The 13689-nt window shown below is 41.5% G+C and carries 16 protein-coding genes and 1 tRNA gene; 6 read left to right on the plus strand and 11 right to left on the minus strand.

From position 1 onward, the window contains the following. Nucleotides 1–17: 17 nt before the first annotated feature. Both ACEYW6_RS04640 and glmM read right to left on the minus strand, forming a co-directional pair. Complete coding sequence (locus tag ACEYW6_RS04640; protein ID WP_412978799.1) at nt 18–785, minus strand: glycosyltransferase family 2 protein; 768 nt, start codon at nt 783–785, stop codon at nt 18–20. A gap of 234 nt (nt 786–1019) precedes the next feature. Further along, the gene (gene glmM / locus ACEYW6_RS04645) at nt 1020–2492 is read right to left on the minus strand and encodes a phosphoglucosamine mutase (RefSeq protein ID WP_412978800.1); all 1473 of its coding nucleotides are present in this window, start codon (nt 2490–2492) and stop codon (nt 1020–1022) included. 566 nt (nt 2493–3058) lie between these two features. Here glmM and ACEYW6_RS04650 point away from each other — a divergent pair. Then, entirely contained in the window at nt 3059–3775 is a 717-nt protein-coding gene (locus ACEYW6_RS04650) for a heme oxygenase (biliverdin-producing) (protein WP_412978801.1), read from the plus strand. 95 nt (nt 3776–3870) lie between these two features. Here the strand turns inward: ACEYW6_RS04650 and ACEYW6_RS04655 are convergent, their stop codons facing one another. Beyond that, nucleotides 3871–4566: a tetratricopeptide repeat protein gene (locus ACEYW6_RS04655; protein ID WP_412978802.1), complete on the minus strand. Its 696-nt coding sequence runs from the start codon at nt 4564–4566 to the stop codon at nt 3871–3873. A 102-nt stretch (nt 4567–4668) separates the two neighbouring features. Between ACEYW6_RS04655 and cobW the strand changes: the two genes are divergently transcribed. Next, nucleotides 4669–5709 carry a cobalamin biosynthesis protein CobW gene (gene cobW / locus ACEYW6_RS04660; protein ID WP_412978803.1) on the plus strand — a complete coding sequence of 347 codons (1041 nt, stop codon included), beginning with the start codon at nt 4669–4671 and terminating at the stop codon, nt 5707–5709. 127 nt (nt 5710–5836) lie between these two features. Further along, nucleotides 5837–6319, plus strand: a complete 483-nt coding sequence (locus ACEYW6_RS04665) for an ABA4-like family protein (protein ID WP_412978804.1) — start codon at nt 5837–5839, stop codon at nt 6317–6319. Between the two features lie 109 nt (nt 6320–6428). Here ACEYW6_RS04665 and ACEYW6_RS04670 read toward each other — a convergent pair whose 3' ends face one another. The 3 genes from ACEYW6_RS04670 to ACEYW6_RS04680 all read right to left on the minus strand — a co-directional run bounded on the left by ACEYW6_RS04670 (nt 6429) and on the right by ACEYW6_RS04680 (nt 7610). Beyond that, nucleotides 6429–6644 carry an acetyltransferase gene (locus ACEYW6_RS04670; protein ID WP_190893112.1) on the minus strand — a complete coding sequence of 72 codons (216 nt, stop codon included), beginning with the start codon at nt 6642–6644 and terminating at the stop codon, nt 6429–6431. Nucleotides 6645–6924: 280 nt separating this feature from the next. After that, nucleotides 6925–7233: a DUF3181 family protein gene (locus ACEYW6_RS04675; protein ID WP_190893111.1), complete on the minus strand. Its 309-nt coding sequence runs from the start codon at nt 7231–7233 to the stop codon at nt 6925–6927. Between the two features lie 119 nt (nt 7234–7352). Further along, entirely contained in the window at nt 7353–7610 is a 258-nt protein-coding gene (locus ACEYW6_RS04680) for a hypothetical protein (RefSeq protein ID WP_190893110.1), read from the minus strand. 227 nt (nt 7611–7837) lie between these two features. On the opposite strand from ACEYW6_RS04680, the gene ACEYW6_RS04685 reads away from it, so the two are divergent. Beyond that, entirely contained in the window at nt 7838–8035 is a 198-nt protein-coding gene (locus ACEYW6_RS04685; protein ID WP_190893109.1) for a DUF2795 domain-containing protein, read from the plus strand. A gap of 1 nt (nt 8036) precedes the next feature. On the opposite strand, the gene moaC is transcribed toward ACEYW6_RS04685, so the two are convergent. Next, complete coding sequence (moaC, locus tag ACEYW6_RS04690) at nt 8037–8546, minus strand: cyclic pyranopterin monophosphate synthase MoaC (RefSeq protein WP_412978805.1); 510 nt, start codon at nt 8544–8546, stop codon at nt 8037–8039. A gap of 33 nt (nt 8547–8579) precedes the next feature. Between moaC and ACEYW6_RS04695 the strand changes: the two genes are divergently transcribed. Then, nucleotides 8580–8653 (plus strand) — tRNA-Arg (locus tag ACEYW6_RS04695). A 38-nt stretch (nt 8654–8691) separates the two neighbouring features. On the opposite strand, the gene ACEYW6_RS04700 is transcribed toward ACEYW6_RS04695, so the two are convergent. From ACEYW6_RS04700 to ACEYW6_RS04710, 3 genes are all read right to left on the minus strand, one after another. Beyond that, nucleotides 8692–9966: an MFS transporter gene (locus ACEYW6_RS04700; protein WP_412978806.1), complete on the minus strand. Its 1275-nt coding sequence runs from the start codon at nt 9964–9966 to the stop codon at nt 8692–8694. Nucleotides 9967–10085: 119 nt separating this feature from the next. Next, nucleotides 10086–11099, minus strand: a complete 1014-nt coding sequence (locus tag ACEYW6_RS04705; RefSeq protein ID WP_412978807.1) for a glycosyltransferase family 2 protein — start codon at nt 11097–11099, stop codon at nt 10086–10088. Nucleotides 11100–11113: 14 nt separating this feature from the next. After that, nucleotides 11114–11818 carry a C40 family peptidase gene (locus ACEYW6_RS04710; protein ID WP_190893105.1) on the minus strand — a complete coding sequence of 235 codons (705 nt, stop codon included), beginning with the start codon at nt 11816–11818 and terminating at the stop codon, nt 11114–11116. Between the two features lie 10 nt (nt 11819–11828). On the opposite strand from ACEYW6_RS04710, the gene ACEYW6_RS04715 reads away from it, so the two are divergent. After that, complete coding sequence (locus ACEYW6_RS04715) at nt 11829–12761, plus strand: serine hydrolase (protein ID WP_412978808.1); 933 nt, start codon at nt 11829–11831, stop codon at nt 12759–12761. Nucleotides 12762–13242: 481 nt separating this feature from the next. Here ACEYW6_RS04715 and ACEYW6_RS04720 read toward each other — a convergent pair whose 3' ends face one another. Then, entirely contained in the window at nt 13243–13632 is a 390-nt protein-coding gene (locus ACEYW6_RS04720) for a hypothetical protein (protein WP_412978809.1), read from the minus strand. Between the last annotated feature and the right edge of the window lie 57 nt (nt 13633–13689).

Raw genomic sequence — 13689 nt, forward strand, 5'->3', positions numbered from 1 at the left:
CTCAAGGAAATAATATATTACAGTTGACAAATTTCTCTGGATTGCTGTAAGTCGTACAATCCGAATTCATCTATAACTGATTTGTTTAATAATTTGCGATTAAAAATGCTAAATTTTAATCTTTTTGAATTATCAAAAAGATTTTCTCCTGTATCCAAAATATAAACCGCACCTGCAAATGGTAATGATTTAATGCTTTTTAGTTTGTTCTTTAAAATATCTCTGACTTTGGCATGGTCTATATAATATCTATAGTATCCATAGCCGCGATCATATTCTGCGATTTCGGGCAAATCATTCAAATCATATCGAATAATATTACAACTGCCGCACATCTTATAAAAATTGCTTCTTTTAATATATATATATTTACTGCCTTCCTGATATTTATAACCTTTATTGATAACCCAGCCATCAGAATCAGGATGTTGTTGAATAAACTTGGCTAAATTTTTACTCACACAATCGTCGGCATCAACTGTCATAGTATGAGTAGGAGAAAATTGACGAGCATAAACCAATCCTTTTAATATTTTACGCCCTTTATCTGTGTCTCCTTTAGCTACAGGGTTAGTCTCATTTGGAGGAGAAAAATCGACTGTAATGTATGTTATATGAGAATTAGTAAATTCTATTTTTGGCTTTTCGTGACAAACAACAATAACGTGAAAGTTAGGTGAGGTTTGATTGCAAACTGATTTAATGCATCTTTCAAATAATTGTGTAACACGTTCCCAAGAATTGGAAAATTTTGCACTTTTGAGTGGGATAACAAAAACAAGCATTATATTATCTTAGAATAAATAGCTAAGAGAATCTTGAAGTAAATAATAACACGTTAAGCTGATGCCAGTACTAATCATACTGACGCGGTGAGTTTTGTTAACAAGGAATTAGTCGAACACGATTTAACAATACAAAGACAAATGTCACAGCTTCTACAGATAACTAAGGCTAGTTAATTTGTAGAAGCTGTGACGTAAAATTGGCACTTGTAAAAAGCTGAGATAATAGCTAATTTAATCCATCAAATGCTGTTGGACTTTTGAAACTAATTCATTTGTCCAGTAGTTGGTAAGTTCGGCGTTGGCGGCTTCTACCATTACTCTAATTACTGGTTCTGTACCAGAGGCGCGAACCAAAATTCTGCCGGAATCACCCATTGCAGCTTCAGCAAGAGCGATCGCTTGTTGCACAGGTTGGCAATCTTGCCATCCCAAACGGCGATCGCGATCTACAACTCGCACGTTCCGCAAGAGTTGCGGGTAGGTCTGGAAGCTTTGATCTACTAATTCACCCAGGGAAACACCCGCCTCTTTCACCAAAGCTGCTATATGTAATGCTGTTAACAAGCCATCTCCAGTCACAGCATAATGACGGCAAAGAATATGACCTGATTGTTCACCGCCTAACATTCCCCCAGTCCGCTGCATTTCGGCTTGGACATATTGGTCACCGACTGCGGTGCGAATTAAGTTACCACCAATTTGCTGCCAAGCTTTCTCAAAACCTAAGTTGGCCATGACTGTAGATACAATCAGGTTGTCTGGCAGTTGTTGGTTTTGTTGTAAATGCCGTCCCCACAAGTAGAGGATGTAATCGCCGTTAACTTGTCTGCCAGTATTGTCTACTGCTAAGACGCGATCGGCATCGCCATCGAAGGCAAAGCCGATGTCGGCGTTGTGTTCTTGTACTGTAGCCGCAAGAATATCTAGGTGGGTGGAACCGCAGTTGACATTAATGCGATCGCCATCTGCTTCGTTATGCAAGCAGATTACCTCTGCCCCCATTTCTGTAAATACTGATGGTGCTAACCCAACTGCTGCACCCCACGCCAAGTCTAAAACAATCTTCATTCCCTGAAGATTGAGGGCACCGTTCAAGGGTTTTTTCAACGCCTCGCTATAATCCCCCACTAACTCAAAACGTGAGTAATGCCGTCCGCAATTACTGACTCTAGCAATAGGTGATATCTTGCCACGCAGTCCGGCTTCAATTTCTGCCTGCAATATTTGCGGTAACTTCCCACCATTGGCACCAAAAACCTTAATTCCATTGTCTTCTGGGGGATTGTGGCTGGCAGAAATCATCACTCCGCCGATGGCATCACTGATGCTGGTGAGATAGGCAACGCAAGGAGTGGGACATAATCCCAAATACCAAACCTCTAATCCTGCTGCTGTTAAACCTGCACTCAAAGCCATTGCCAGCATATCACTGGAGTTTCTGGAGTCCTGTCCAAGAATGACTGGCCCTATTTGAGTAGCATGGTTACGTAAAATAATCCCCGTCCAAAAACCAACTTGCAATGCTAGGGGCGCACTCAGTAATTCTCCGACTCGTCCGCGAATCCCATCTGTGCCAAATAAGGCATTTGCTGGTAGTGGAATTAAATTCAGCCCAAAACTGCTTTCAATCCCTTTGCCCAATGCATCAACTTCAGAAGCAGAACCCCCAGGAATTCCCGGTGTCCGAGTTATAGATGAAACCATATGTTTAAACACTCCACACAATCACACCGAAAAATAACACTTAAGACTTTATTCAGCAATTTCGACATGCTTTTTCTCTTGAGAAATTCATTCTAGATCAAGCAATGCTTACGTAATAATACTGAACTTATGCCTCTTTGATTGTAAATATTTCATGAAGTCAATATTGGTTTTTACGTTATCAGTAAAGTGTCCACATTTTAGCTAATTATTCCTTTTATGCCCTCAACCTTAGTCTTGATTATCTGTATTAGTTCACACTTTGCAATGTTACTCACCAAGAATAAGCTGTAAGAAATATTACCTTTGTTTTATAAAAATGTTTTCAGTAAAGCTGAGAAGGAAGGCGAAATTTAGCTAATAACAACGAAAAATCAAAATACCGGAATCTAAAGTTATATTCCATGAGCCTCGTTACTGTGTAAAAAACTACAAAATCCTCGCAACTTAAAAAATTTTAATATAAATTCTCATCAAATAGTTTTAAGGTAACGTTTTAATGGCTTTTTTAGCCGTTAGTGAATTAAAACTCCGGCAGTTAACTTTTTAAAGTTGAGAAATTTAGCATGAGCAGCAATTTAGCAACCAAATTACGTGTAGGCACTAAGAAAGCCCACACAATGGCAGAAAATGTAGGTTTTGTCAAGTGCTTTTTAAGAGGAGTAGTCGAGAAAAACTCTTACCGGAAACTAGTTGCTAACTTCTACTTCGTCTACTCAGCGATGGAAGAGGAAATGGAAAAGCATAGCCAGCATCCAATTCTTTCTAAAATTAACTTTCCCCAGCTAAATCGCAAGTATACCTTAGAGCAAGACCTAAGTTATTATTTTGGTGCTAACTGGAGAGAGCAAATCAAACTATCTCCCGCAGGCGAAGCTTACGTAAAGCGCATCCGAGAAATATCTGCCACAGAACCGGAACTATTAATCGCTCATTCATATACTCGTTACTTGGGTGACTTATCCGGGGGACAAATTCTCAAAAACATTGCTGTAACGGCGATGAATTTGTCTGATGGGCAAGGAACAGCCTTTTATGAGTTTCCAGAAATTCCTGATGAGAAGGCATTTAAAGCGAAATATCGGCAAAATTTGGATCAATTACCCCTTGATGATGCTACAACCGATCGCATCGTTGAGGAAGCTAACGCCGCCTTTGGCACGAACATGAAGATGTTCCAGGAATTGGAAGGCAATTTGATCAAGGCGATTGGTGTAATGCTTTACAATAGCCTCACACGGCGTCGTACACGCGGTAGTACTGAACTCGCAACTGCTGAGTAAACTTTATTAAGTAAAATTTTGTAAATCTAGGGGCAACCTCCCTGGGTTCACCTGAATAAAATCAGGCGATCGCGGGGATGTTGCCCCTACTGTTGTTAGCGATCATGGCTCTTATGTTGTAACTTGTTAAGAGCTTGTGCTGCGTATTGATGACCAGGATTCAGTCTAAGTGCTTCTTGAAAAGCAGCGATCGCTTCATCGTTTCTATCGCTGTAGTGAAATAATATATAATTACTTAGTCCGTAGTAAAGACCAGATATCGGCTTCGGCTGAACTTTAGCAGCGAATTGGCTAAAAGCATTCATCACAGAGAAAAATCCCTGCTTGTCATATATTGCTTGACCAGTAATTAAACAGGTTTGAAGGTGATAATTAAGTTCAATTACTTGATGGCAAATAGCTAAAGCTTCATCTAGTTTCCCCTGCTGTATGAGTGCTGTAGCTAACATTCTGTATATATATTCATTATCCCCATTGGGTTCAAGAGCAATTACTTGACGAAATGCAGCGATCGCGTCTTCTAGTTTTTGTATATCTAACAACCACACTCCTAAATCAGTGTATATCTGAACGCTAGGCTCGATAAGGAGGGCTTGTTGATAAACTGTTAACGCTGCTTCTGTTTTATTCTGATAAGATAATAGCTTTGCCAATCTCACATAAGCTAGAACATGATCAGGTTTTTGTTTGATTACCGATCGCCAAAGGATTTCTGCCTCCTGGTAGTTTCTTATGTTTTCAGCATATTTTGCTTGTTTTATCAATAGCTTAATAGTTTTAGCAGAATTCATTTGCGGTAATCTTACTAATTTCTATCTACAGAATATATAAACCCTAATTCCTAATCTAGTCAGCGATCAGGGAAAATATAAACAGGCACAATTAATTAAATAATGGCAACAAAAATTCCTGTCACAGTAATTACAGGCTTCTTAGGTAGTGGAAAAACCAGCCTAATTCGCCACTTGCTACAAAACAACCAAGGACGCCGCATTGCCGTTTTAGTCAATGAATTTGGCGAACTCGGTATTGATGGCGAATTGTTAAAATCCTGTCAAATTTGCCCAGAAGATGGTGAGGGCGACACTAATATATTTGAATTAACCAACGGCTGCTTATGCTGCACCGTGCAGGAAGAGTTTTACCCAACAATGCAAGAGTTAATCAAGCGGCGAGATAGCATCGACTGCATTTTGATTGAAACCTCTGGTTTAGCCTTACCAAAACCGCTGATAAAGGCTTTTCGCTGGCAAGAAATTCGCAACGCCGCCACTGTGGATGCTGTAATTACCGTGGTAGATTGTGCAGCGGTAGCAGCGGGGACATTTGCTAGTGATCCAGAAGCGATCGCAGCCCAGCGACAAGCAGATGATAATCTAGAACACGAAACACCTTTGCAAGAACTGTTTGAAGACCAACTTGCTTGTGCAGACTTGGTGGTGTTGAATAAAATCGATTTGGTAGATGCCGAGACAAAAGCCAGAGTTGAGGAATTGATTAAGCAAGAGTTGCCCAGAGTGGTGAAGATTGTTGAGAGCGATCTTTCTCAACTAGACGCATCTATATTATTAGGATTTCAAGCCGCAGTGGAAGACAATTTAGATTCTCGTCCCAGTCATCACGATACCGAAGAAGACCACAATCACGATGAAGAGATTACCTCAACTCATGTAATTTTGGATCGTACCTTCGACCCAGAAAAGCTGCAACAGCAGTTAGAAAAATTAGCACAACAACAAGAAATTTACCGGATTAAAGGCTTTGTGGCAGTGCCAAATAAATCCATGCGCCTAGTGATGCAAGGCGTGGGAACCCGATTTGATAAATTTTACGATCGCCCCTGGAAACCAGAAGAGATCAGGCAAACCCGCTTAGTTTTCATCGGTCGTGATTTAAAGTCTTCAGAAATTGAATCACAACTTGTAGCTTTATAAGTATACCCAGAACCCCGACTTTTTTAAGAAGTTGGGAATCTATATGCTGAAAGTTACGAGTTATGAATAACTAGTTAATTCAAAGCAGAAAACAACAATAACTGAAAATCTTTCAATTGACAAAATTATGACGATATCTCAACTATTTAACGTCGCAAATCTTTTCGTTTTACCTTTTTGGGCATTGATGATTTTATTGCCAAATTGGAAAGTTACACGGCAGATAATGTCATCATATTTGCCTTTTGTGGTGTTAGCTGGATCATATTTGTATTTGTTTGTCAATAGCATTACGCCAGAAAATGCCCAAGCTTTATCGAATCCACAATTAGCTGATATTGCGCGATTTTTTGCAGATGAAACGGCTGCTGCAACGGGTTGGATTCATTTTTTAGTGATGGATTTATTCGTCGGCCGCTGGATTTATTGGGAAGGGCAAAAAACAGGTATTTGGACAATTCATTCCCTGTCTTTGTGTTTGTTTGCTGGGCCTTTAGGATTACTATCTCACGTTTTAACTGACTGGATTGCTAAGGCATTTTTCCCGAAGTCTCAGCAGAATGAAACGGCGACGGTAGCAGAAAATGCTGCATCATCATCTGGAACATAATAGTAGGGGCGCATGGCTGTGCGCCCCTACAGCTTGTTGCTCTTGTTAGGTAAATTGATAATGGATAATCAGTTTACTTCCATTACCAATTACCTAATTCTAAAATCAATTAAGCGTTGTCGTGTCTATAGTCAGCATCTAACCAACAGCGTGGTAGAACTTCACCTGAAGGAAAAACGAGATTTTCTTTTTTAAAAGTATCTGATTGCTGTTCTTCTTGACCTTCTTGGTCTTTTGCATGAACAACATCAGTATTCGGGTCAAGTAATTCCTGAATTTCAACAATTTTTACCAATTCGCCACTATCTTTGACTTGTAAAAGCATGTAAATTGCTCCAATAAGTTTGCATGAAAGTTGTGAGAGAGTCTTAATATCAACTCACTCATATCTCAACCGATTTATAAGGCTGAGATTCCTTAATTGTTAAAGGAAATTTTTACCGCTGATGCACACATAAATTGAAAAAGATTCATCTGTGTGTATCTGTGGTTTTTATTTTTATAAAATTGAAACACCGAACAAATCCTCAATTCAGCATCTCAAATCGAATTAGGCAATGCTGACCGAGAAAATTGTTTAATTCAAATAATCTTGCTTTTAGCGATTAGATTTCGCGTTGATATTTCTCCAAAATATCTACTAAGGTGACTTGGCATTGCAGGGGTAGTAAATCGATTAAAGGAACTTCGCGTCTACCGCCGCCAATTTTCACTGGAATCGATCCCAATACTTCTAAAACTCGGTCTTCATTTACAGCATTGGAAGTAATTAAGGGATACAGTTGCTCGGCAACAACTGTATGGAGTTTGGCATTAGATAAATAAAGATGCCATTTCGCAACGTCTATGTAGACGCTTTCGCCAATTTCAGCTGCTAGGGCTTCTAGTAGTTCTGTGGTGTTAGTTTTAGCCATAAAAATAACCCTATATTAAGAAAGAGCGTAAAATCTCAGGCTTTTTTACATTATCGCTCACTTAACAAGCTGATTCTACTACCACAGGTTACAATCGCCCCAGCATCAGCAGTCCGTCTTCAGGTGGATTTTGGTGGAGTTTCGGTGTAGTTGGCGATCGCACTAATATAAATTAGATGCACCAACACTATTCCTGTCCAACTTGCAGTTACCCACGGCAGCCACTCCCAGGTAGTGCCTTTCAAAATGTGGAAAAACCACAAGCCAGAATTAATAGTAGCAGCGATCGCCACATGCACAGCAAAATTCATCCGGTCATCGATCTTGCGGTAATCAGGGTCTTTGCGATCGGGTTTGCGAGGCCAACGAGGAGGCATAAATATTTGTTACAGATTTAAATACACCCTATTCATTCTAAGGTTTTTGGGGCAGTGGTTGCTATTGGACTACTAGAACTTCTCCAATGTCCCATTCCCCAAAGATAATTCATCAACCTGGTGGATGACCTTTTGATCTTTCTCAGTTAAAAATGATTCATCTTTTTGATAGAGGGAGCAAATACATCCACTTGTGAAGATGGAAAGAACCTTTAGAGGGGATGAAAATGGCTAAGGCAAACCCAGTTGAAATACAAAAGCACTTGAAAGGTGTTGACTATCCCGCGAATAAGCAAGATTTGATCAAGCACGCTAAAAAGCAAGGAGCAGATAAGGGGATTATATCTCTGTTAGAGAAACTGCCAGAAGATGAAGAGTTTGAAAGCCCAACCGATCTCAACAAAGCTATAGGTGGGATACAGTAGCTTATTGCTCTGGCGGGGAATAATCTCCTGATTTCCCGCCACTCTTACTGATTAAACGAATTGATTCAATTTGAATCGACTTTTCTAAAGCCTTTGCCATATCGTATAAAGTCAGGGCAGCCACAGAAACGGCAGTTAAGGCTTCCATCTCTACACCAGTTTCAGCTTTGGTTTTGACTGTGGCTTGAATTTGATAACCTGGTAGTTGCGGAGCGGGTATAATCTCGACTGCAATTTTTTGCAAAGGCAAGGGATGACACAGAGGAATTAAACTGGCTGTTTGCTTGGCTGCCATAATCCCAGCCAATCTTGCAGTTGCCAACACATCCCCTTTTGGGACATTTCCGGCTTGAATGGCAGCGAAGGTAGCTGGCAACATCCGCACATTGGCAGCGGCTACTGCTTGGCGGATAGTAGGTGCTTTATCAGACACATCTACCATCTGCGCCTGTCCTTGGGGATCTAAATGGGTTAAGTTGGCAAAATTAGATGGAAAATTCTCTTGCGTCATTTAATTAGAAGTGTTAATATAGATTGTCGGTGAGGGCGTGTAGCTCAGTGGACTAGAGCACGTGGCTACGGACCACGGTGTCGGGGGTTCGAATCCCTCCTCGCCCGTTTTACAAGGCTAAGAGTTAAAAGTTAGGAGTGAGGAATTAAATTTCCTCACTCCTAACTTTTAAATTGTTCAAGGCATAAGCATCAGGAGCGCGACCTAATGCAAAGCGCAGGGAGTTGGATAGGTCTTTGCTCGACTGGGTGAGGAAGACGACAAGTGCAACAGAAGTGATCGCAGCACCATAGCCAAACATATCGCGGTAACCTACAAGTTCTGCGATGGTACCCAGAAGAGGAGCAGCGATCGCAATTCCCAGGTCAAGCCCAGCTACACATATAGCAAAAATTTGACCCCGTTCTTGTGGCTGTGAGCGGTCTGCCATCATTGTGATCATCATCGAGATGAGTGTACCACCACCAGCACCTTCAACGATCGCAGCCAGTAAGAAAAACATCGCACTGTCAGCCTGCCACAGCAGTATTAACGCTAAAACATAGCAAAAAATACCAAAGGTGATAAATAAACCACGACCAAAGCGATCGCTTGCCTTCCCAGCAAACACTCTAATACAAAAACTAGAAATTGCCGCAGCTGTAAAAAACAGCCCGCCATTGAAGTCTACATCAGTGGATTTGAGGAATAATGAAACAAAAGTATGTACAGCACCGAGAGACAAACCAACCAACAACATAACTATCGTTGGAATTTTCACCTGTGGACTAGCTAAAATTTGCCAGAAGTTGCGTAGGCGTAGCCCGTCGTAGACATCCTTTTCCTCAGTTTGCTCACGCGCCTGCACTGGCGGATTCGTGACTTGTACAATCCCCAAGAGAGCGACAAAACCCAATTCAGCGGATAACAGAAATAATATCCCGTAACCACTAGTAGCTTCTATATACCCTCCCAAGGCAGGACCAATTGCTAAACCAAGGGGAGTTGTCAGACTCATGTAACCAATGATTTCACCACGAGTTTCGGTGGGAGCTAAATCTGCGATTAAGGCACTGTAGCCAGTGGTAAAAGCGGCAATGCTAATGCCGTGAAAAATTCGCACCAAGATCAATAGCCCAATTGATTGGGTTGCCAAGTAACCAAAGGGTGCGATCGCAGCTACTATCGTACCAATCAACAAGGTAATTTTTCGACCACGTTCATCGGCTAACCGTCCCAGCGTCGGGCGAGATAGCAATAACCCAATGGCGAAACTGCCCATCACAATCCCAATTTCTTGCTTACTTGCGCCCACATCATCGATATAAAGCGGTAGCGTTGGTAAAAGCGAAGACATGCTTGACCAGAATAATAAACCTGCTGTAAATAAAATCAGCAGGTTGCGCCGCAGTTCGGTATCAAAGGTATTAAATGCTTTCAAGGTAGATGCAACTTAATGAGTTTTTTGTCATTTGTATAGAGTCAACCAAGTATTTACTCTTAACTATTTACTAATGACCAATGACCAATGACTAATGACTAATCATTACTATTGTTACGTTACTTAACCTTTTTTGCTACTACTTCTCGCACGCGATAGATAGGCCGCCCTTGGGATTCATGGTATGTACGCATGAGTAATTCTGCCAAAAGGCCAAAGCAAAACAACTGTACTCCAGTTACCAGAAGGAGAACTGCCAAAATTAGCAAAGGGCGATTGCCAATCATCTCACCTAAAGCCAATTTGACGAAAGTCAAGTAAATTCCAATCCCTGTTCCCGAAACCATTGAAATCAATCCCAACAGCCCAAAAACGTGCATTGGACGGGTGAGGAATTTTTTCATAAACAGAATTGTTAACAAATCCATCAACACCCTGAATGTCCGCCAAATCCCATATTTACTACGACCAAAGCGACGGGCGTGATGACGCACGGGTATTTCGGTAATTCTAGCTCCTTCGATGTACGCCAAAGCTGGTAAAAAACGGTGTAGTTCGCCGTAGAGGTTCATATCTGCCAACAATTCTGCACGATAGGCTTTCAACGAACAGCCATAGTCATGAATATTGACGCTAGTAGTACGGCGAATTAGCCAATTGGCAATTTTGGAAGGGAGTAACCGATTTACGGCACCATCTTGGCGTTTTTGCCGCCAACCGCTCACCAAATCGTAACCCTCATCCAGCTTTGCTAATAATATGGGGATATCAGCTGGGTCATTCTGGAGATCAGCATCTAAAGTAACAATCGCTTTCCCGACTGCATAGTAAAACCCAGCAGCCATCGCCGCAGTTTGTCCGTAGTTGCGACGCAAAATCACCGCCTTTAAATCAGTGCGGATTTGCGCTTCTTTCTTAAGAAAATCCCCGGAACCATCTGTAGAACCATCATCTACACAGATGATTTCATAATTTACCTGACTAGAAGAAAAAGTAGATGCGATCGCTTCTAGTAAAAGTGGCAAACTTTCCACCTCGTCATGTATCGGCACCACCACCGAAACATCTGGGACAATAGCTGAAATCGCCCCATTCTCTTCACTCAACCCTTGATAAACCTTCTCACTCCTCATATACCTGTGCGCCCTCAGCGTCTCTGTGGTTCGTAACTCTTGATAACTCTACCAGCACCCCGCAGCTGCTGATAGTAGGACTGACTAACAGCATCTCCCTGTTCCGAGAGAATATCAATCCCAATCCCATCCCGTCCCTGATCTTTCCCAGAACTATGAATGTAATAACCATCCGCCAAATAAAGCGCGACATGAGTTGCTTTTTGGCTAGTTCCAAAAAATACTAGATCCCCGGCTGTTAATTCTGCAATAGTAACTGGTTGAGTGAATCCTTCTTGTTGATAGGCATCTCTAGGTAACCAAATACCCACAGAAGCAAATGCCGCCTGCATCAACCCCGAACAGTCATAATTTGGCCCAACCGTACCACCCCAAAGGTAATAATTGGATTGTTGCATCGCTTTTTGGGTAAAGGCGATGACCTCTGCTAGCAATTTTTGAATCTCAGATTCAGAAAATGTTGCAGCCTGATAATGTACAGTAGCAGATTGTAATGAATCAAAATCTGAAAAGGATACCCATCCCGGATAGTCATCTTCACATAAATACACCTCAACCGCTGAATTTTGATGATTTGATGTTACCCACAAATGCCGCCCAGATGCGGCTTGAGTTGCCAAGCGTGTACATTCAGGAGAATCATATACATTCAGGTCAGCCAAACACTCATACTCCCCTGATTTTGGATTTTGGATTTTGGATTTTAGATTAAAGGACATTATTTAGAGAATGATTTTTTTTAATAAAGACGAACAACTCGAAAATCTTGGTAATGGCATTTTAGATGCAACTTGGGCAGCATTTCCGACTTTAGCCCGAAATCAAATTGCTTTGACTTGGGTGGTTTACGATCCACCAGTGCTAGTAAATACTGGTGGGGCGTTGACTCCCAAGGCTTTTTGGGATCACCCAGTCCGTGGTTTTACTTATCGCGGTGTTGAGCGGATTTATCCCGCCAGTGTAGTCAAGCTATTTTACTTGGTGGCGGTAAATGAATGGCTAGAAAAAGGCATGAGTCAAACCTCCAAGGAGTTGGAGCGAGCCTTGCGAGATATGATTGTTGATTCTAGTAATGATGCTACCAGCTTGGTTGTGGATATTTTGAGCGGTACCACCTCAGGGCCAGAATTACCAACCGGGCCCTTTGAAACCTGGAAATATCAGCGTAATATTGTTAACCGCTATTACCAATCTTTGGGTTGGGAAGAAATGGAGACGATTAACGTCTGCCAAAAAACTTGGGGTGATGGCCCCTATGGACGGGAACGGGCGTTTGTGGGAGAGTTACTGGAAAATCGTAATATGGTAACAACCAATGCGATCGCTAGGTTACTGCATAGTATTGTCGGTGGAGTGGCGGTTTCCAGTGTGCGATCGCAAGCAATGATGGCTTTGCTCAAACGGACTCTCAACGATTTGCCCACTGATACTGAGGAAAATCAGGTGACAGGTTTTTTAGGTAGTGGACTGACTGAAAATGCTCAAATTTGGTCAAAGGCAGGTTGGACAAGTCAAGTTCGCCATGATGCCGCGTATATTGAGTTACCAGAACAGCGTCCTTACCTCTTAGTGGTATTTACTGAAGGCAAAGCCCAAGCTAAAAGTCAGGCTATTTTGCCCTTTGTTTCTGGGCTAGTTGCCGATGCGATCGCTAGTCTATGATCTACTCTTATCGCATTGCAAGAATACCTATTTCTTCCTTTGGGGTTTGCTAAACAAGTAATTTTTACGGAGTTCAACCACTCATTAATGAGGGTTCGAGCCAACTTAACCTTAAAAAAGGCGGTTAGAAACCGCGTCTATACAGGCAAAACCCGCCTATCGCGCTTGTGCTGTGCTTCTCTGCGAGACGCTTCTCTTCGAGAGGCTTCTCGAAGAGAGGCTTCGCCAACGCCAACGCCAACGCGCACCACGCGGGTTACAAAAGCTTTATTTTTTCTTAGCTTACGGAGGTGTAGCTCCTGTTTGTGTAGCCGCGAATTCTATGAGACTGTTGGCAAATTCTAAAGAGGATGAAACCAAACATCTCAGAATAATGGCAGAAAAATTATGATCTAGCAGAGGCAAAATGAGAGATGCGACCACTAAGCCCACATACGGGAGAGTACAAAACTTTAGGGCATCAGATTGATAATTATTATTCCTAGTCAAAGGGACTTTTTGAAGGAAAATTTTTCTTGCCAGGTGAGTATTCAGAGCAATTAACTGCTTCTTCCGTGAGAACAATAGAAGGGTTTACAGCACATTTTAGATAATGGTTATTGGAATAAAAACGACAGTTTTTACAGGGAAGTTTCTGTATACCTTTAATGGAAAACACCATTTTATCATCTAAAAGCGCCCGGATTTTTCGCAAAATTACGAAAAAGGCTATCCAACTAATTATAAAACCAACAGGAGATAAAGATATTGCTATATCAGTAATAGTTAATTCATGCGTTTGTGATTGATTCTTTTGTGCCTCACTCACAATTACTTGATGTAAATTACTATTGGCTGCTATAGTTTTTGGCAACATTTGATCGTGATACATATTATTTACCTTTTGCTATATGTCTTTAGTGTCTTGATTGGTGATAGCGGGGTAACT

This window comes from Nostoc sp. UIC 10607, assembly GCF_047228265.1.
Classification (GTDB): Bacteria; Cyanobacteriota; Cyanobacteriia; order Cyanobacteriales; family Nostocaceae; genus Nostoc; species Nostoc foliaceum_A.

What these genes read in the sequence shown, in the direction of transcription:
- glmM (WP_412978800.1), bottom strand. Translation starts at nt 2,492, where the DNA reads ATGGTTTCATCTATAACTCGGACACCGGGAATTCCTGGGGGTTCTGCT.
- cobW (WP_412978803.1), top strand. Translation starts at nt 4,669, where the DNA reads ATGGCAACAAAAATTCCTGTCACAGTAATTACAGGCTTCTTAGGTAGT.
- ACEYW6_RS04675 (WP_190893111.1), bottom strand. Translation starts at nt 7,233, where the DNA reads ATGGCTAAAACTAACACCACAGAACTACTAGAAGCCCTAGCAGCTGAA.
- ACEYW6_RS04705 (WP_412978807.1), bottom strand. Translation starts at nt 11,099, where the DNA reads ATGAGGAGTGAGAAGGTTTATCAAGGGTTGAGTGAAGAGAATGGGGCG.
- moaC (WP_412978805.1), bottom strand. Translation starts at nt 8,546, where the DNA reads ATGACGCAAGAGAATTTTCCATCTAATTTTGCCAACTTAACCCATTTA.
- ACEYW6_RS04680 (WP_190893110.1), bottom strand. Translation starts at nt 7,610, where the DNA reads ATGCCTCCTCGTTGGCCTCGCAAACCCGATCGCAAAGACCCTGATTAC.
- ACEYW6_RS04655 (WP_412978802.1), bottom strand. Translation starts at nt 4,566, where the DNA reads ATGAATTCTGCTAAAACTATTAAGCTATTGATAAAACAAGCAAAATAT.
- ACEYW6_RS04715 (WP_412978808.1), top strand. Translation starts at nt 11,829, where the DNA reads ATGATTTTTTTTAATAAAGACGAACAACTCGAAAATCTTGGTAATGGC.
- ACEYW6_RS04710 (WP_190893105.1), bottom strand. Translation starts at nt 11,818, where the DNA reads ATGTCCTTTAATCTAAAATCCAAAATCCAAAATCCAAAATCAGGGGAG.
- ACEYW6_RS04640 (WP_412978799.1), bottom strand. Translation starts at nt 785, where the DNA reads ATGCTTGTTTTTGTTATCCCACTCAAAAGTGCAAAATTTTCCAATTCT.
- ACEYW6_RS04665 (WP_412978804.1), top strand. Translation starts at nt 5,837, where the DNA reads ATGACGATATCTCAACTATTTAACGTCGCAAATCTTTTCGTTTTACCT.
- ACEYW6_RS04650 (WP_412978801.1), top strand. Translation starts at nt 3,059, where the DNA reads ATGAGCAGCAATTTAGCAACCAAATTACGTGTAGGCACTAAGAAAGCC.
- ACEYW6_RS04670 (WP_190893112.1), bottom strand. Translation starts at nt 6,644, where the DNA reads ATGCTTTTACAAGTCAAAGATAGTGGCGAATTGGTAAAAATTGTTGAA.
- ACEYW6_RS04685 (WP_190893109.1), top strand. Translation starts at nt 7,838, where the DNA reads ATGGCTAAGGCAAACCCAGTTGAAATACAAAAGCACTTGAAAGGTGTT.
- ACEYW6_RS04720 (WP_412978809.1), bottom strand. Translation starts at nt 13,632, where the DNA reads ATGTATCACGATCAAATGTTGCCAAAAACTATAGCAGCCAATAGTAAT.